The organism is Tannerella sp. (assembly GCF_030528505.1).
Lineage (GTDB): Bacteria > Bacteroidota > Bacteroidia > Bacteroidales > Tannerellaceae > Tannerella.
This window is the reverse complement of the sequence record NZ_JAUMYS010000001.1, coordinates 55,759-73,981: the sequence shown is the minus strand read 5'-3', so window position 1 is coordinate 73,981 and position 18,223 is coordinate 55,759. Positions and strand designations below refer to the sequence as shown.

14 protein-coding genes and 1 tRNA gene are annotated in these 18,223 nt (G+C 40.7%); 5 read left to right on the top strand and 10 right to left on the bottom strand.

The features are described 5' to 3' along the window. Positions 1–115 precede the first annotated feature (115 nt). From Q4A89_RS00300 to Q4A89_RS00255, 10 genes are all read right to left on the bottom strand, one after another. Positions 116–2,992, bottom strand: a complete 2,877-nt coding sequence (locus Q4A89_RS00300) for a calcium-translocating P-type ATPase, PMCA-type (protein ID WP_303182809.1) — start codon at positions 2,990–2,992, stop codon at positions 116–118. A 13-nt stretch (positions 2,993–3,005) separates the two neighbouring features. Continuing rightward, positions 3,006–4,523 (bottom strand): helix-hairpin-helix domain-containing protein, encoded by a 1,518-nt coding sequence (locus Q4A89_RS00295; protein ID WP_303182807.1) that lies wholly within the window; start codon positions 4,521–4,523, stop codon positions 3,006–3,008. Positions 4,524–4,540: 17 nt separating this feature from the next. Further along, a complete protein-coding gene (locus tag Q4A89_RS00290) occupies positions 4,541–6,094 on the bottom strand; it encodes a PP2C family serine/threonine-protein phosphatase (protein WP_303182805.1) in 1,554 nt (517 codons plus the stop codon). Next, positions 5,997–7,037 (bottom strand): TerY-C metal binding domain-containing protein, encoded by a 1,041-nt coding sequence (locus Q4A89_RS00285; RefSeq protein ID WP_303182804.1) that lies wholly within the window; start codon positions 7,035–7,037, stop codon positions 5,997–5,999. The genes Q4A89_RS00290 and Q4A89_RS00285 overlap by 98 nt, the downstream gene beginning before the upstream one ends. A 28-nt stretch (positions 7,038–7,065) precedes the next feature. Next, positions 7,066–7,701 carry a VWA domain-containing protein gene (locus Q4A89_RS00280; RefSeq protein ID WP_303182802.1) on the bottom strand — a complete coding sequence of 212 codons (636 nt, stop codon included), beginning with the start codon at positions 7,699–7,701 and terminating at the stop codon, positions 7,066–7,068. Next, positions 7,701–8,339, bottom strand: coding sequence for a VWA domain-containing protein (locus tag Q4A89_RS00275; protein WP_303182800.1), 639 nt, complete (start codon positions 8,337–8,339; stop codon positions 7,701–7,703). Before Q4A89_RS00275 ends, Q4A89_RS00280 begins: the two co-directional genes overlap by 1 nt. 10 nt (positions 8,340–8,349) lie before the next feature. Continuing rightward, positions 8,350–9,021 carry a TerD family protein gene (locus tag Q4A89_RS00270; protein ID WP_303182798.1) on the bottom strand — a complete coding sequence of 224 codons (672 nt, stop codon included), beginning with the start codon at positions 9,019–9,021 and terminating at the stop codon, positions 8,350–8,352. Positions 9,022–9,027: 6 nt separating this feature from the next. Further along, positions 9,028–9,603, bottom strand: coding sequence for a TerD family protein (locus Q4A89_RS00265; RefSeq protein ID WP_303182796.1), 576 nt, complete (start codon positions 9,601–9,603; stop codon positions 9,028–9,030). 433 nt (positions 9,604–10,036) lie between these two features. Beyond that, positions 10,037–11,227 (bottom strand): site-specific integrase, encoded by a 1,191-nt coding sequence (locus Q4A89_RS00260; RefSeq protein ID WP_303182794.1) that lies wholly within the window; start codon positions 11,225–11,227, stop codon positions 10,037–10,039. Between the two features lie 125 nt (positions 11,228–11,352). Then, positions 11,353–11,425: transfer RNA gene (locus Q4A89_RS00255), tRNA-Lys, on the bottom strand. 127 nt (positions 11,426–11,552) lie between these two features. Here Q4A89_RS00255 and dacB point away from each other — a divergent pair. The 5 genes from dacB to Q4A89_RS00230 all read left to right on the top strand — a co-directional run bounded on the left by dacB (position 11,553) and on the right by Q4A89_RS00230 (position 18,192). Then, on the top strand, positions 11,553–13,046 hold the full coding sequence (gene dacB / locus Q4A89_RS00250) for a D-alanyl-D-alanine carboxypeptidase/D-alanyl-D-alanine-endopeptidase (RefSeq protein WP_260425525.1): 1,494 nt from the start codon (positions 11,553–11,555) through the stop codon (positions 13,044–13,046). A 61-nt stretch (positions 13,047–13,107) separates the two neighbouring features. Beyond that, positions 13,108–14,238, top strand: a complete 1,131-nt coding sequence (locus tag Q4A89_RS00245) for a hypothetical protein (RefSeq protein ID WP_303182791.1) — start codon at positions 13,108–13,110, stop codon at positions 14,236–14,238. 3 nt (positions 14,239–14,241) lie between these two features. Further along, complete coding sequence (locus tag Q4A89_RS00240; protein ID WP_303182789.1) at positions 14,242–16,107, top strand: DNA topoisomerase IV subunit B; 1,866 nt, start codon at positions 14,242–14,244, stop codon at positions 16,105–16,107. 10 nt (positions 16,108–16,117) lie between these two features. Then, the gene (gene coaD, locus Q4A89_RS00235) at positions 16,118–16,597 is read left to right on the top strand and encodes a pantetheine-phosphate adenylyltransferase (protein WP_303182787.1); all 480 of its coding nucleotides are present in this window, start codon (positions 16,118–16,120) and stop codon (positions 16,595–16,597) included. Beyond that, positions 16,594–18,192 carry a S41 family peptidase gene (locus tag Q4A89_RS00230; RefSeq protein WP_303182786.1) on the top strand — a complete coding sequence of 533 codons (1,599 nt, stop codon included), beginning with the start codon at positions 16,594–16,596 and terminating at the stop codon, positions 18,190–18,192. The genes coaD and Q4A89_RS00230 overlap by 4 nt, the downstream gene beginning before the upstream one ends. The last annotated feature ends 31 nt before the right edge of the window (positions 18,193–18,223 follow it).

Below are 18,223 nucleotides of genomic sequence, written 5' to 3'. Positions count from 1 at the left end.
GATTCGCCTTTATCCAATTAAAAAAATAGCATCGGCATTTATCCCTTAACTATCTTATTTTTTAGAAGCCAATAAATATCATATCTCTGATAATTTTACTAGAAACAAGCCTGAATTATTTTTTAGTAAATCGTACTATTTCTCCAATCCATAATACGAATGAAGTCGCCCCTATAATTATACCCCAATCTTTTAGAGAAAGTGGCACAGTGCGGAATACTTTTCCTCCAAATTCAACGATTAGGACCTGACCAACCAAAATCACAATTGCAACCAGAATAAACCCGATACAGTTTTTTATATTTGAAAAAGCAGACTTTCGTGTAAGAAACGCTTTTGCGTTAAACATATTCCAGAATTGTAACATGACAAAGATAGTAAAGAAACGTGATAAGTCATATGGGTTAACTACTCCATTCTCTGTGAATATAAATAATAGACCCAATAAAAGTGCAACGAACGAAAAACCAACAAATAAGATATTGAATCGCATTGCAGGTGTAATGATAAAAGCGTCATTTTTACGCGGCTTATTATCCATCACTTTCTCATTAGGGGGTAATGAAGCCAACGCTCCGGCAGCAAAAGTATCCATAATTAAATTAACCCACAGCATTTGAGTCACAGTAAGAGGCAATTCATAACCCAATATCGATCCAAGCAGCACGATAACCAAGGCTGCTACATTAATGGTTAACTGAAACAGAATAAAACGTTGTATATTCTGATAAAGTGAACGCCCCCACATAACGGCCGAAGCTATACTTTTGAAGGAATCATCCAGCAAAGTAATATCACTGGCTTCTTTAGCCACAGATGTGCCACTACCCATTGATAAACCAACTTGTGCATAGTTTAGAGCAGGAGCATCATTAGTACCATCTCCCGTTACAGCAACAATTTCACCTGAGCGCTGTAATAACTGTACGAGTCTTTGCTTATCGGTTGGACGTGCACGGCACATTATTTTTAGATGTTTTATCCGTTTAAGAGCTTCTTCATCCGACAGTCTTTCAAACTCTGTTCCGGTAATGATGTTATGAAGTTTATCGCTTTCATTCCATATTCCAATTTGACGACCAATTTCTCTCGCGGTTCCCGGTGTGTCTCCGGTAACAATTTTAACTTGAATGCCTGCATTTAAACATTCATCTACTGCCATAGGAACATCTTCACGAACAGGGTCAGAGATTGCTGTAAGTCCCAAATATGTAAGATTTATATTGACTAAATTCCCATTTTCGAAGCGAGGCATATCATCTTCAATAATTTCATAAGCGAATCCAAGTATTCGCATAGCTTGATTCTGGTATTGTAATAATAACTCTTCTATTTGCTTTTCTGAATCGGAAATAGATTTCTTACCTGATTTAAATAGTACATTATCTGATTTTGAAAGTACAATTTCAGGTGCTCCTTTTACATATAGCACTTTCTTATTCAATAAAGGAGAATTAATCAGTGTTGCCATATATTTACGTTCGGTGCTAAAGGTTAGCTGGTCAATAATTTCGACACTTTCTCGTATATCCAAATAATTGACTTGTTGATTATATAGCCACAATAACAATGCCGCTTCCGTAGGATTACCTATAGATTTAATTTTTTGTGGTTGGGAAGAATCAAGATAAGCAGTTGAATTGACAGATATACTTTCTTTTATGAGATTACTTAACTCGCTATTTGATAAAGATTGATTATCAAGAGCAAAGAATTGAGTTTCATAAACCTTCATCTGATTTTGAGTAAGCGTACCTGTCTTATCAGTACAAATAACAGTAGTAGCTCCCATTGTCTCACAAGCATGCATTTTTCTAACTAAGTTATTGTTCTGAAGCATTCGGCGCATACTTAAAGCCAAACTTAGCGTTACACTCATTGGTAACCCTTCAGGAACAGCCACTACTATCAAGGTTACAGCTACCATGAAGTATTGTAGAATACGCCCAGCAGCATCTAAACTAATCCACGATTCTGTATGCAATGGATTTATTCCGAAAGCAAACCCCATAACAGATAAAACAATGAAGATTCCTCCTCCCAGCCCTATCCATTGTAACCAACTTCTTTCATCAATACACTGGGGAACTTCTTTAGTCTTTCCACATAATTCAAAAGCGTCATAAATAATAGGAACCCAAACTTTAACAAGTACTACCATTGCGGAAACAAGTATAATTCCAATCGAGCCAAGTTGTGCCATTGTAAAAGTGGTCGTTCCTAAACATATATCTTTAATAAACAAAGCAAAAAAGGTAAGAGTGGCAAGAATAAATCCAACTACACCTATAAATTTAGCCAGCTTGTCAAGTTGTTGGTTAAGAGGTGTCTCTTCTCTTGTCATTTCTGTTGATTTTTCAGCAACTTTTCCATATTCAGTTGAATCTCCAACTCTCTTTATCTCTAAAATTCCATGTCCATCCATCACTTTGGTTCCACGCATCGCCCAATTAGATGGATAGGTAGCTTCCGATTGGAAATCGGAGGGATTGGTTGTTTTATCAATCATTGGTTCACCGGTCAAGCATGATTCATCTACTTGCAAGGAAACAGCCTCTAATAACTCTCCATCCGCAGGTACTTCTTCACCTGTTCCAAGAATTACAATGTCGCCAACCACGATATCTTTTTTGGGTACTTCACAAACAAGCTCATTTCGAATTACTTTTACCAAAGCATCATCATTAACTTGATTTAATACGTCGAATTTCTTGTTGGCATCTAATTCAAACCAGAAAGCAACACCCGTTGCCAAAAATATTGCACAAAAAATACCGATAGTTTCAGCAAATTCCCAATGCACAAAGGAAATTCCTAATGATAGAAATGCTGCTATTAACAATATCCGAATGATGGGGTCTTCAAATTTTTCCACAAAGAGCCTCCATAAAGGTTCTTTCTCTGGTGGGGTTAATACATTAGTACCATGTTTTTCCCTGCTCTCAAGTACTTTTTCATTGGTTAAGCCTGTGAAATGATGTTTTCGTTCCATGATGATGTTTATTTTAGTTATTTGTAAGTGATACGATAGCGACTCTCCCCCCTTCTTCTTTTAGAAGCAACAGTCTCTTTCCGTTGGTGATTTCCACCATTGAGCCCACTGGAATCAATCTGTCCTCCGTCAGATCCTTTAATGAAGATAACTTCTCGTTAACAAAGAACCATTTGTTATTGAAATAAGAGAAATATCCAACCCTTGCTTTTTGTGCATCAGTTAGCTTTTCATTCCTAATTACATTTCGGTTGGAATGCCATTGATGCAAAGTAGAATTATTGTAAACAACCAATCGTTGATTATCCGGTTTCCAAACACTTGGTTTGAACTGATAGAAAAAATCCAACACCGGGATTGATTGATTATATTTTGTTCCGCAAAACGGACAATGGGTATCTTTTGTATTATTATAAATAAACCATTTTTGCCCGCATCTCGGATTACTACATTGGAGCTTCAAATCATTGGTTTTAATCAGTGCATGCTCCCAAGCATCTGCAGTAGGTCTTTCAATCGGGTTATGTAAACCTTTAATAAATGCTTGGTCAAATAGTGCCTTTAAATATGGCCCTGTGATAGTATATGGAGTTTTCTTCAAATCTGTCCAGGGATAAAATTTTGTGAGGTTATCACCATATTCTCGTTTGAAATTCCGATTGCTTGCATCTGTTGGATGCTCAATAAACAAAGCTTTTGAGCCCATCAATAAATCTTCTTCTTCCTCAGACTCTACAGCTCCAAAATAATTGCCACCACGAAGAGGATGCCGATAGAGCAAATACATGTATATTAGTACAGCCAAAGCATGCAAGTCTGTTAAGCGATTCGGTAATTTTCTGTTTAGGTCATTTTTGTCTAAATGTTTTGTCGCTAACACTTCAGGAGCTATAAAATCAGCCGTTCCTATAACATCAGGAGGAAATAGACCCGGCACAACAAGTCCATCGATATCAATAATAGCAGCTGTTTTACTTATCGGGTCAATTAATACATTTTTATAGGATAAATCAGAATGAGCCAAGCCTGCTGCATGTAATCTTTTTACTCCTCTAGCTATGTTTACACATATCTGAAAATAACTTAGCCAATTCCCCAATTCGGATTCATCCAATTTCGACTTGGATTGAATGACCCTGAATTTTGCACTCGCAAACCATTTTCCTTCTTTTTCTTTTCCTTTTAATAGGTCATTGTTTGCATATCCTTTTTTGAAAAAAAAATTTCGGCTATAACACGGAACAATGATTCCCACTTTTTTATCTGCTTCTACTACATCTGTAGGCCAAGTATATAGGTTTTTGTAGTAGCTCCCGCCTTCTTTGTTGAAGAAACTGTCAAAATACTGGGTCACAATTTTTTTTAATCGTTCCCTGGAGTTAAAATCTTGTAAGTCTCTATAGAAAGCAACCACATAAGACTTATCCGGACTAAAAAAAACATCTTTCATTCCTCCCCGCATAGGCTCTCCATTATCTACATATTGATACGTTTTACCCGTAATGATTGACGAAACAGTTCTTGTGTTCATATTCGTTCTTTGATAAATTAAAAAATGACAGCTAAGGTTCTATCATCATGATTCCCCGGACTCCAAAAGTTCATCCATTGTAGCAACTGGCCCTCTATTTCCTTATTATCAGGATTGAACTCAACCTTTACACACTCTTCATTGTTCCCACTTAAATCACTTAAAAAATCCATCCACTTTTCGTGTTTCTCAAGGTTTGCTTCCACAACAAACTTAGGATCATAAATTCCGTCAGTCATCAAAAACAGATAGGAAAAATCTGGAATAAGATGAAAGTTGAACCGAGAAGCCATTGGGTATTCACTGGAATGAAAAATTTCAGATTGAGTAATGAATCGTGTCCCTCCTCCAAATTCACCAATATCCAACCAGTTAAGCAAGGATACCTCTGTTTGATTCTTATTCATTACTGCAATTGGACAGTCTCCAACACTAAAAGTAAGAATAAGGTATCCTAACTCATACCTTTTATACAAAGCGAATATTAGAGTTGAGTGAAAATAATCCAATGGACTTTTAGCCTTCGGATTATTAAATAGTTCAGGGTTATCCTGATAGGTTTTTATTGCTGCTTCCCGGATTTTACTATGTGCAAATGTGGTTGCTTTGTATAAAATATGTTTTGACAAAACTTCCGATTCTCTCCATATCGCTTCATCTTTAGTTTGGATAAACTCCTTTATTTTGTGTTCAAATTCTTTATCAAGATTGAGATCTTCTGTTTGTTCAAAATGGTCAATCACGGCATGGCAAGCAATTTTTGATCCTTGCCTTGATAAGGTACAACTTCCAGCGCCATCGGCAACAGCAACTATCGACCAACCAGTATTTTTATAGTATTTGAAAGCAAAATCGTCATCGCGGAAGGAACCGATATTCTTATGAGAGCGGCCTCTCTTAGAAGCAACAACAATATGCTTTTCTCCTAATTGACTGAAATTATAGTCATCATCTTTTTTCCAAAAAACAGCACTTTCATCGCTCGGAATATCTTTCCAAAGTGTTTTAGGGTCAGGATTAATGATAAGGGAAATTACTTTTTCGTGTAAGAGCTCATTTTCGCTTTCTCCTTTTACTTTAAATAATAGCCTGATTTTAACATCACCGCTTTGTATGGGAATTCCTGTAATTGTTTGTTTTTCCTTATCGTAAGTCAACCCTGATTTAGAGAATCCATCAACATCGAATTCAGACAAGTCTGTTAACTTTAATTGCTGAAAATCAATTCTTGCCTGATATGGCTTGTTAACAGTTGCATTCGGTATGCTAATTTGTTGTGCAATAATGTCTTCTATCCTATTTTTTAATTTCCATTTATCCATTAGCATGTTCTGAATATCAATAATTTGTCTTACAGCTGCTATATTTGAGTTGCTTTCTATAAACTCATTTAATAAGCCAATCCTATCTTGCTGTATAACAACTCCTTTTGTCTTAAAAAGAGATTGAATGTATGATTTTGCTATTTCCATCTTATCCTTGTGTTCTATTGACATTAATGCCACCTTCACCGAGTCCATAAGTTCCTTGGCTTGCGCACCAAGGGCAAGTACTGATTTTTTCGCTACCAATACAATGAATTTTTCCACAGCCACATACTGCAAAGGCGAATTGATTTCCACACCAAGGACAAGTCGGTGCACCGATTAATTTGTCGGTATTTATTTTATAATTGGGTACAGATTCCTCTGAAAGTTCAAAGTATGAATTATCGACTTGAAAAGCTCCGACTAGCCTGTAATTAAGCCCTATATCTCCCGAATCATGTACAAAAACATTTTTCCTGTATTTCATCAGATAAGGACGCTTTGTATTTTGACATTTTGCAGCTAATATTACAAAGTTTTCATCTACTCTTGGTTTTGAGATTTCTTTTGTCAAGTCAATTCTGGAAATAGTTTCTCCATCTAATTGGGCTAGTTCAAATCCTAATGTATTATTCTCAACGCTTGCGCTACTAGTTTTAATCGAATCGGTAACCCATTTGAAAAACTGCTTGTATGCAGAAGCGTCGGTATTTCTGAATTGAAGCACATTGTCAGTTAATTCACCAAGTAGATGGTTGTCTGTTTCATCTCCAAATGAAACAGCGATTAAATTTGCCGCCCTTTGCCAGTTACTTTTCCATTCTGCTATTGCTGGCTTAGTTTCATCGGTAGGCACACCATCCGTAAACAAGAAAACAATAGGCTTCCAATCACCTTTTTGTTCAGTGGTTGTTTTGATTGTATTTTTCCGTAGTTCATACATTAGATGCCCTAAACCATTGCTCAAAGAAGTACCACTTCCAATCGGAAATTTTGGAGGGTAGAAATTAACAATCTCTTGCAAAGGAATAAGTGTTTTTGACCGACCTGCAAATACAATAATGGAAACCCATACTGTTTCTATGGCATTGGCGTCTGTTTTCAATGCTTGAATAATGGTTTCTAAGCCTTCTTCCACCTGCTGAACAGGTGTTCCCACCATTGATTCGGAAACATCAATTAAAAAATATATTGGTAATCGTCTCATAATATTTACACATTTAAAAATCGGACATTTATATGACTAAATGTACTTCTGATGGAGCTGGAGGGAGTGCTACCATATCTGTTACTCCCATACTCTTATTTCCTTGCTCGATTGTATCCGAGACCCATCTGAAAAACTGTTTTAAGGTATTACTGTCAGAAGTCTCTAAATGCACTACTGAATCACATAACTCGTTCAATTTGGAATCATCAGCCCAATCACCCGCAGCACACCCAATTATCGCTCCAAAATTCAACATCTTTATCCTTGGAATCATTTCTGAATATAATTGTAAATCCGAGGGTTTTCCATCTGTAAAGATGAATAATAATGGGCGCCAATCACCTTTTTGTATAGGAGTTCCTTTTCTCACGTCCATAGAGACTTTCTGGCATAATAGCTCAAGAGCTTTCCCTGTGAAAGTTGGGCCACTTGGAGGGCAAACAATTTCAGGTAATTGCAGTGAGGGCAGCTCTGTTAATGGTAAGATTTCTTTTATCTCTTTATCAAATGTAATAATGCTTACCCAAAGCGTTTCCGATGCGCAAGCATCGGAACGCAATGAATTTATCATGCCACTTAGCGCATTATTAAGGGCTTGAATAGGTTCTCCATTCATTGACCCGGATGTATCCAACAGAAAATAAACCGGCAGTCTCCTCATTATACGACGATATTTAATTCCGAAGGAGGAGGGGGCAGTTCATTCAATCCGACTACTTCTTTGCCACAATCTTCTATTTTTGTTGATGAAACACCAATGGAAGCAGTAACCCAAGCAAAAAATTTGGAAATACTTTGACTGTCGGCTGTATCCAAGCTGACTACATTGTCTGTAATCTGTTTTAAAATATTTGTGTCTGCTCCACTACCAGCAGCACAAGCAACAGTGAATGCTATTTTCCGCTTTTTTAATTCAGTCAAGCCATTTTGCCAATCATCGGTTGGATTCCCATCAGTCATTATAAAAACCAATGGCTTCCAATCACCTTTTGTTTCTGAGGTTGTTTTAGCGACTTCATTGTCGATACAATTACTGACGAGTTTCAAGGCTTCACCCAAAGCCGTTGTTCCACTTGCCTTTATATCCACCATCTGAAATGACCCTAAATCAGTTAAAGGAATAATTTGCTTCGCGGAACTGTCGAAGGTGATAATACTTAAGAAAGCTGTTTCTTGCGCTTGCGGGTTTTGCCGTAGCGAACTTATCATGACTTGTACACCGTTTTTTACAGCCTCAATCGGTTCACCACACATGGAACCAGATGTATCTAATAATAAATATACAGGAAGTCTTCTCATGGTTTCTGAATTATTGGTAAATATATTTTCTCAGGATTTCGACAAAACTGTCTGTCTGGTATGGCTCTCCAATAGCTCTGAATTTCCAACCGCCATCTTTCCGATATGCTTCAGCAAAAACCATCGAGCACATACCGTTCATTGTATAATCACCTGATAAATTATACCTTGTAATCTCTTTTCCTCTCGCATCAACTGCCCTGATAAAAGCGTTTTCAACCATCCCGAAATGTTGATTTTTCTGTTTCCCTTGATAAATAGAAACGACAAATAGAATTTTCTGAAACTTTTCATCCAATGAATCCAATTTAACAATGATTTGCTCATCATCCCCATCACCGTCTCCAGTTCTATTGTCTCCTGTTAACCAAATATGACCCGAAGGGTGTTTCATTGAATTAAAATAAATAACATCTCCCTGATATAAAATAACCTGTCTTCCACCAACATGAACTGTCCGTCCAAGATCAGCCACTTTTCCATTGCGATCTAATAAGAATGCAATAGCATCAAGATCATACTCATCTTCTCTCTCTCCAAAAAGTTTTCCTAATAATCCGCTTCCTTTTTTACGGACATCCCAACCCAGCCCGATTGTAACAGAAGATAAATTATACACGTCTTCCCCTTTATCATTTTTGCGCAGATCGATGGTCTGACCTTTTTGTAAATTAATTGCCATGTTTTCTCATTTTATGATTTTTCCTTTATAATATTTCGATAGAAAGAATGCCAAGTCTTCTTTATAACCAATTCCAGATGCTTCAAATTTCCATTTACCATCTTTTTTATAAAGCCTCCCGAATTCAACAGCTGTCTCAATTGAGAAATCCTCTCCTAATTCGTATTTTGCTATTTCTTTACCAGTTGAATCGTCAACGATCCGGATGTATGAATTGCGAACTTGTCCATAGTTTTGTTTTCTTTGTATCGCTTCATGGATAGTTACTACAAATAAAATTTCATTGATACGACTATCAATTTTTGACAAATCAACCTCGATGGTTTCATCATCTCCATCCTCACTATTACCTCCTGTAGGATCATCTCCTGTGTGATGCAAAGCCCCATCCGGAGAATCTGTATTTCCATAAAAAACAAAATAAGGTTCCGATGGTATTTGTCTGTTTGTGTCTATCATGAATGCAGAAGCATCCAAATCAAAATCAAAACCAGTCCCTTCGTTTGGATTCCACCCTAATCCTACACTCATTCTTGTTAGGCCAATATCTATTTTTTGACCCTTTTGTAAGTTAATTGCCATAACACTTTAATTTAAATTATTAATAAGTATTTTTTTATACCTCCTCTTCTTTAGAGGTGGTACTCAAATAGACTTTTTTTGTATTATATTGGTTATTGGCGTCTTGTTGCTTTTTTTCGATTTTGAAGAAGGATTTTAAAACAGATTTGTAAAACAATAACAAGGAAGTATTTTTATATTATTTGTAATTGAACACAAAATCAATCGATATTTATCTATTGCATCGATTTTAAATATATTTTTTTTAAACATTTGTGTAAACACGCTGAAAAACATGCTTTTTTATTGAGAAAAAAGCAAAAGTTGCATCTCATGTAAAAAAATACATTTATCAGCAATCTATTATTAAAAATTATTTTCTATCTTTGCGGAGAATTTATTTTTCTGATAAAGTACCACCTCTAAAGAAGAGGTAGTCCTTCTTTTATAACTACTATAATGCTATGACTTGAGCATTTGCGTTATCTATAATAGACTGATCCATAGAAGCCAAATAGATACGTGTTGTTTTTTCGTCCTCGTGTCCCATCCCTTCACTGATAACTTGCACAGATATCCCTTTTCGAAATGCTATTGTAGCCCATGAATGCCTTGCTACATAAGAACTCAACGGTTTCTCTAACTCCATCATTTCAGATAATCGTTTCAATCGTTTATTGTATGTGCGCAGGTGGCTGATATAATTACAGTTCTTTTTATTGTATATAGGAAGTATGTAGTTATCTATAGTTAGGTACCTATACCTCTCTATGATTTCTTCAATACATTTCTCAATTTTAATAGACAAAACTTGTTTGGTCTTGCTCCGAGAATAAATGATATAGCCATTTTTAAGGTTACTTTGTCTGAGATTAGCCATGTCTATAAAAGACATGCCTCTTGTATAAAAACTAAACATGAAAATATCTCGTGCTATTTCTAAATTGACTTGCTTAGAAAGTTCAAGTTTGCACAACTCCAAAATTACAGATTCATTCACAGCCTTTTTAGATGTTTTGTCAACACCTGTATAGACATCTCTGAATGGGTTATTTGAAACGGCCACCCCCTTGCGCATTGCCTGATTATATATTGACCTTAATGATCTCATATAACAAGAAACAGTATTTCTGCACACATTATTATTTATCAAATAAGCTTCATACTTGTTGATTAGCACGTTGTCTATCTTTTTAATCCAAATGTCTTCTCCACGCCTGAATCTGGAAAAACTCCGATATGCTGTCTCACATATCGATGCCGTTTTAATTCGATTTTCAGATTTTAGCCTTTTAATCTGACACTTTATAAAAGAAAAAAAATAGCCATCAAAAGAATTATTTACATAATGTTCTACTAATTCCTCTATTGTATACTCTCCTCTGTTTTCTAATACAGATATTAGCTCATAAATCTGTCTAATCTCTTTTTCTAAACCGTCTTTAAGGGTCTTTAAGTAAACGCCTCTCTCACTAGATGATTTATCTGCTACCACAGATTCTAAATGAGTATCCCACTCGCAAGGGAATAGACGAAAACGAGTTGTAATCAGTTTGGTCTTACGACTATGAATTAATTGAAAATAAAGTACGCCTTCCTTATCCTTAATAGTCGATTTTCTGAATTTTATTTTTACCGAAGTCATTTCTTTTACTCTTCCTTGAAACGTGTTTTTTCAGAATTATTCAATATTCTATCTTCCTAACATTCACACCGCTATAAAACAGCAAATCCCTGATAATGCTCGATTATCAGGGATTTGCCTCGGCGTGATTCGCCTGGGGCTCGAACCCAGGACCCCATCCTTAAAAGGGATGTGCTCTACCTGCTGAGCTAGCGAATCTACCTTGAAGTACTTTTTTAATGCGAGTGCAAAGGTAATGCTTTTTTTTAGAAAAACAACTAATGCTGCAATTTTTCCAGATTTCTTTTTTCATTTTCATATCTTTGCCTCTAAATATGTATATAAAATGAGAAAAATCATGATTCATCAGCGGATGATTATTTGGGTCGCATGTCTTTGCTTCGGTACACAGACGCTCTTCTCCCAGTCCGTTCCTGCTCCACTGAAACGTTTCTTAGACAAACCGATGGTTCGAGGAGCATCCGTCGCATTGATGGTGAAAGAAGTAAACAAAGGGACTGTTGTATACGAGTATGAAAGTGAACGTCAGCTGATACCTGCCTCAGTCATGAAAACCGTCACGGCCGCCACGGCTCTCGAGATACTGGGTGAAGACTTCCGTTTCGAGACGTCTGTTTCGTACGATGGAGAGATTCGTGACAGCATCCTGCGCGGCAACTTATACCTTTGCGGAAGTGGAGACCCTACGCTCAACTCGTCCGAGCTTGATACCCCGAAAGACAGTATCCTTAGACTCTGGTCGGCAGCCATCCGCAAGGCCGGCATCCGCGAAGTTACGGGAGCGCTGATTGTGGACGAAAGTATTTTCGATACCGAAGGCGTATCGATGAAATGGATGCGTGAAGACCTTGGAAGCGAATACGGACAGGGCAGCTATGGGCTGAACATCTTCGACAATCGGTTCCGTCTGTACCTTGAAAGCGGTGTAGCCGGCACAACGCCGACGATTAAATACTGTGAACCGGACATGCCGTCTCTCACGTTTCACAACTACGTCAAAGCTGTTCCGGCACCTGCCGACAGTTGCTTTATCACAGGATTTCCTTTCTCCGACGAACGTTATCTTTACGGTGCGATCCCCGCGCGCCGCTCCCATTTCAAGCTGACGGCCGACATTCCCGATCCGGCGCTTTTTGCGGCCCGCTACGTCCATGCTTTTTTTCAGCGCGAAGGTATTCGTATCCAAGGCGCTCCTTCATGTCATCGCATTCTCTCGCGGATGGGGCAGTGGAAAGAGACGACTCGCAAGACTTTGATCACGACTTATTCGCCTCCCCTCAAGGACCTCGCCCGCATATTTTGTTTCGTCAGCCATAACCTGTATGCCGACGCCGTGTTCAAAACGCTCGGGTTGCGTTACGCTCCTTCCTCGAAAGAGGCGATCTCTTCTTTCGGAAGAGGAGCACAGGTCGTTACGCAGTATTGGAAGCAGAAAGGGATCGATTCCTCTTCGCTCTGGATGTTCGACGGGAGCGGTCTGGCCATTACCAACAAAGTAACGGCCGAATTCCTGTGCGACGTATATACTTACATGGCCTTGCGCTCGAAAGCATCGGAGGCCTTCGTGCATTCGTTGCCGCGAGCAGGGATAGACGGCACATTACGAAATATGATGAAGGGAAGCTCGTTGCAGGGAAAAGCACGACTGAAAAGCGGTAGCATGAGCCGTGTCCTGTGTTATGGCGGATATATGGACCACAACGGTAAGCGCTATGCCGTTGTGATATTAGTCAATAACTTCACGGGAAAAAGCCGCCGGATGAGAGCCTCTATCGAGGAGTTACTGCTCTCGCTTTTCAAAAAAACAACACCGGTCTAAATTAAAATCACTACATTTGTCGCTTAAAAAAAACGGAAGAACGTTTACAGCAGGTGCGAATATGAGTGTATCAATTAAAGAAGTAACGACAAAAAAAGATCTGAAGAACTTCGTCAAGTTCAATATCGATTTATACAAAGGCAACCCATATCATGTTCCCGGACTGATCGAGGAAGAAATGATTACTTTATCGAAAGAGAAGAATCCTGCTTTTGAAAACAGCGAAGCAATCTATTTTTTAGCGTATAAGGATAATAAAATCGTGGGGCGGATTGCCGGGATCATTGTTCATGCGAGCAACAAGACATGGGGACAGAAACATGCACGCTTCGGATTTGTCGACTTTATCGACGATCCGGAAGTCGTCGATGCGCTGTTTCATGCCGTAGAAGGATGGGCCAAGGCTAAAGGCATGGAGGCAATTCACGGACCGATGGGCTTTACGGATATGGATCACGAAGGGATGCTGATCGAAGGGTTCGACCAGCTCGGTACGATGGCGACGATCTATAACTTTCCGTATTATCCGCAACACATGGAGCGGATGGGCTACGTGAAAGATCAGGACTGGCACGAGTTTAAAATTTATATCCCCGACGCGATCCCCGAAAAACATCTGCGCATCGCCGAAATCGTGAAAAAGAAATACGGCCTCAAAGTATTAAAATTCAAGAGGAGGAAAGACATTCAGCCGTATGCGCGCAAAGTCTTCGAAACGTTGAACGCGTCGTTCGCTCCGCTTTACGGGTTTTCTGAGTTGACCTCGAAACAGATCGATTACTACGCCAAAATATATATCCCGATGTTGCGTCTTAATCTGGTCACATTGATCGTACGCGAAGAAGACGATACGGTAGTCGGGTTCGGCATCTCGCTCCCCAGTCTTTCGCATGCCTTGCAAAAAGCCAAAGGACGACTGTTCCCGTTCGGTTTCATTCCGCTGCTCAAAGCGATGCACTCGAAAACAAAAATTGTCGATCTGTATTTGATGGGTATCCTGCCCGAATATCAGAACAAAGGAGTCAATGCTCTTCTTTTCTGCGATCTTATCCCCGAATACATCAAGTTGGGAGCGGAGTACGCAGAGAGCAACATCGAGCTGGAAACGAATACGGCCGTGCAGGCACAATGGGATTATTTCAAACGCGAGCATCATAAAACACGAAGGGCTTTCATCAAAAAACTGAGTTGATTCATGAACGAATACACGAACCTTTCACAAACAGTAACCTACGACGACAAAGATATTGTTACGCTCGAAGGGCTTGATGCCGTTCGCAAGCGTCCCGGTATGTATATCGGCAATACGCACGGCGGCGAGGACCGGCACGACGGCATTTACGTTCTTCTGAAAGAAGTCATCGATAACTCGATCGACGAGTTCCGTATGAAGGCCGGTACCCGGATCGATATTACCATCGACGAAGGAAACGTGTCGGTACGTGACTACGGGCGTGGTATTCCGCAAGGAAATCTGGCTAAAACGGTCTCGACCCTTCACACCAGCGGTAAATTCGGGTCCGAAGCGTTCAAAAAGTCTATCGGTCTGAACGGTGTCGGTATCAAGGCGGTGAACGCGCTGTCTACCGATTTTACGGTCGTATCGTATCGTGATCAGGTGGAGAAAAGGGTCGAGTTTCGGTGCGGAAAACTTGTTCACGACCGTGAGGCCATTGAAACGAAGGAAAAAAACGGAACACTCATCCGATTCACCCCGGACCCATCGATTTTCGAAAATTACGCATACCGTCATGAGTTTGTAGAGACGCTGATTCGCAACTATTGCTACCTGAACTCTGGACTGTCCATTTATTATAATGGTGAAAAATATATTTCGGAAAAAGGTCTTGAAGACCTGCTCAACGAAAACATCACCGACGAGATTCTTTACCCCATCGTCCACCTCAAGGCGAATGATATAGAAATTGCTTTTACGCATGTCAACCAGTCGCGCGACGATTATTACTCGTTCGTAAACGGACAATATACTTCGCAGGGAGGCACGCACCAGGCCGCATTCAAAGAATCGTTTGCACGCACGGTGAAAGAATTTTACAATAAGAACCTCGAAGTGGCCGATATCCGTAGCGGGCTTGTCGCCGCCATCTATATCGGGGTGGAGGAGCCGGAGTTCGAATCGCAGACAAAGATCAAGCTGGGCTCCCGAAATATGAGTCCGAAAGGCGATCTGTCGGTTGCCAAATTTATCGGTGATTTTATCAAGAAAGAGGTCGACAATTACCTTCACAAGAATCCGGAAACAGCCGACGCGCTCTATAAGAAGATACAGGAATCCGAGAAGGAGCGGAAAGCCATCGCTGGAGTGGCCAAGTTAGCGCGCGAGCGAGCCAAGAAGGTGAACCTTCACAATCGTAAACTGCGTGATTGTCGTATTCACCTTAACGACGGGAAGAGCGAGAACAAAACCGAGAGCAGCATCTTCATCACCGAGGGTGACTCGGCCAGCGGCTCGATCACGAAAAGTCGTGACCCGAACTTACAGGCCGTATTCAGTCTGCGCGGTAAGCCGCTGAACTGTTTCGGTCTGACCAAAAAAGTCGTATATGAGAACGAAGAATTCAACCTGCTGCAAGCCGCCTTGAACATCGAAGACGGGCTGGACGGATTGCGCTATAACCGGGTCATCATCGCCACCGACGCCGATGTGGACGGTATGCATATCCGGTTGCTGTTGATCACGTTCTTCCTTCAGTTCTTCCCCGACTTAGTGAAGCAAAAACATGTATTTATCCTCCAGACACCGCTTTTCCGGGTACGTAACAAGCAGAAAACGATTTATTGCTACAACGAGGAAGAGAAAAACGCGGCAATCAATGAGCTGGGAAAGAATCCGGAGATTACGCGATTCAAAGGGCTGGGGGAAATTTCTCCCGACGAGTTCAAGCATTTTATCGGGAAAGAGATGCGCTTAGATCCGGTGTCTATTAAAAAGGAAGACTCGATCAAGGAGATGCTTGAGTTCTATATGGGAAAGAATACGATGGAGAGACAAAACTTTATTATCGATAATCTGGTGGTGGAGGAAGATCTCACCACCTGAATACAGGCACATGGAAAAAAGAAGAGCTATTTTCCCGGGCACATTCGATCCTTTTACCGTCGGCCATCAGTCGTTGGTCGATCGCGCATTGACATTAGTCGACGAAATCGTCATTTCTATCGGGGTGAACCTGACCAAAAAAACCTATTTCTCCTTAGAGGAGCGAGTGGCATCCATCGAACAACTTTATCGAAACGAGCCTCGCGTGCAAGTCATGCTGTATGATTCGTTGACCGTCGATTTTGCGAAACGCATTGATGCCCGATTTATTCTGCGCGGTATCCGAACCATGAGCGATTTTGAATACGAAAAGCATATGGCGGACGTCAACCGGGAACTCACCGGTATCGAAACGTTCATTCTTTTTACCGAACCCGAATATACGCATATCAGTTCCAGCATCGTGCGCGAACTGTTACAATACGGCAAAGATATTTCCCGTTTTGTTCCTCAAGAAGTGCAATATACATTAAAACAACGAAAATCATGAACAGAATTTTATCGATCTTTATAGTCTGCACATTGCTTTATTCATCGGCTCACGCGCAGCAGCGAACCGATATGGAAACCCGAAAACTCTCCATGGCATTGTATGCCATCAGTAACTTATACGTAGATAAGACGGATGAGAAGAAGCTGGTAGAAGACGCAATCGTCGGGATGCTCGAAAAGTTAGACCCTCACTCCGACTATTCCGATCCGGAAGAGACGAAGGAGTTGACGGAGCCGTTAGATAGTAATTTCGACGGCATCGGTATCCAGTTCAATATGCTTACCGACACGCTCTACGTGATTCAGGTCATCTCCGGAGGCCCTTCGGAAAAAGTGGGACTGATGGCCGGCGACCGGATCATCATGGTAGACGATTCGCTAATTGCCGGTGTGAAGATGAAAACGAGCGACATCATGAAACGGCTGAAAGGCCCAAAAGGTACCGAAGTGCGCGTAAAAGTAAAGCGTGGTATCTCCACCGAGTTACTCGAATTTAAAATTATCCGTGGAAAAATACCCGTTTACAGTCTGGACGCAGCCTATATGGCCGATGCAACGACCGGTTACATCCGCCTGAACCGCTTTGCCGCTTCTTCGCACGAAGAGTTTAACAAGGCGTTGGTCAAACTCCGCCAACAGGGTATGAAGCACCTGATTCTGGATTTGCAGGGCAACGGCGGAGGCTATCTCCATGTGGCATGTGCTTTGGCCGACGAATTCCTCGGAAAAGACAGGCTGATTGTTTATACAAAAGGGAACCGACAGCCACGCGAGGAAGCCGACGCCACCGAAAAAGGCGGATTCGAGAACGGACGATTGGTCATTATGGTCGACGAGGCTTCAGCCTCGGCGAGTGAGATCGTGTCCGGAGCTGTGCAGGACTGGGACAGAGGTGTCATTCTCGGACGACGCACATTCGGGAAAGGGCTTGTACAAAAACCGATCCCGATGCCCGACGGTTCGATGATCCGCCTCACCGTCGCACGTTATTACACGCCTTCGGGACGGTATATTCAGAAGCCCTATAAGAATGGTCAGGCCAAAGAGTATAATCGCGACCTGATCGAACGGTACAACCGCGGTGAGTTGATGAATGCCGACAGTATCCATTTTCCGGATTCGCTGAAGTTCAGTACCCTGCTGAACAAACGTACGGTCTACGGCGGTGGCGGAATCATGCCCGATATCTTTATTCCTTTCGACTCGACACGTTACACAGACTATCACCGGAAAGTGGCCGGAATGGGAATCGTGAACCGTGTAGCGATGAACTACCTCGACAAGAATCGCAAGGAGTTGGGTAAAAAATATCCGGCATTCAAGATATACAAGGCGAAGTTCGAGGTGACGGACGAAATACTCCAAGAACTTCAGAAGCTCGCGACTGACGAGAAGATCGAATTTAACGAAGAACAATACAATCGATCCAAGCCACTGATCTCGCTTCAGCTCAAAGCACTTATCGCACGCGACTTATTTGATATGAACGAATATTTTCAAACCATTAACGACGATAACGAAAGCCTGAAAGAAGCCCTGCGCATCATCAATGACGAAGCAGCCTATCGCAAGGTACTCCGACAAAGTCGATGACGCAGAAAAACCGTGTCGGGCAATAAAAGAT

Bases quoted from the DNA above. Each gene is read 5' to 3' on its own strand.
- Q4A89_RS00300 (WP_303182809.1), bottom strand. From the start codon at position 2,992: ATGGAACGAAAACATCATTTCACAGGCTTAACCAATGAAAAAGTACTT.
- Q4A89_RS00295 (WP_303182807.1), bottom strand. From the start codon at position 4,523: ATGAACACAAGAACTGTTTCGTCAATCATTACGGGTAAAACGTATCAA.
- Q4A89_RS00285 (WP_303182804.1), bottom strand. From the start codon at position 7,037: ATGAGACGATTACCAATATATTTTTTAATTGATGTTTCCGAATCAATG.
- Q4A89_RS00280 (WP_303182802.1), bottom strand. From the start codon at position 7,701: ATGAGGAGACTGCCGGTTTATTTTCTGTTGGATACATCCGGGTCAATG.
- Q4A89_RS00275 (WP_303182800.1), bottom strand. From the start codon at position 8,339: ATGAGAAGACTTCCTGTATATTTATTATTAGATACATCTGGTTCCATG.
- Q4A89_RS00270 (WP_303182798.1), bottom strand. From the start codon at position 9,021: ATGGCAATTAATTTACAAAAAGGTCAGACCATCGATCTGCGCAAAAAT.
- Q4A89_RS00265 (WP_303182796.1), bottom strand. From the start codon at position 9,603: ATGGCAATTAACTTACAAAAGGGTCAAAAAATAGATATTGGCCTAACA.
- Q4A89_RS00260 (WP_303182794.1), bottom strand. From the start codon at position 11,227: ATGACTTCGGTAAAAATAAAATTCAGAAAATCGACTATTAAGGATAAG.
- dacB (WP_260425525.1), top strand. From the start codon at position 11,553: ATGAGAAAAATCATGATTCATCAGCGGATGATTATTTGGGTCGCATGT.
- Q4A89_RS00245 (WP_303182791.1), top strand. From the start codon at position 13,108: ATGAGTGTATCAATTAAAGAAGTAACGACAAAAAAAGATCTGAAGAAC.
- Q4A89_RS00240 (WP_303182789.1), top strand. From the start codon at position 14,242: ATGAACGAATACACGAACCTTTCACAAACAGTAACCTACGACGACAAA.
- coaD (WP_303182787.1), top strand. From the start codon at position 16,118: ATGGAAAAAAGAAGAGCTATTTTCCCGGGCACATTCGATCCTTTTACC.
- Q4A89_RS00230 (WP_303182786.1), top strand. From the start codon at position 16,594: ATGAACAGAATTTTATCGATCTTTATAGTCTGCACATTGCTTTATTCA.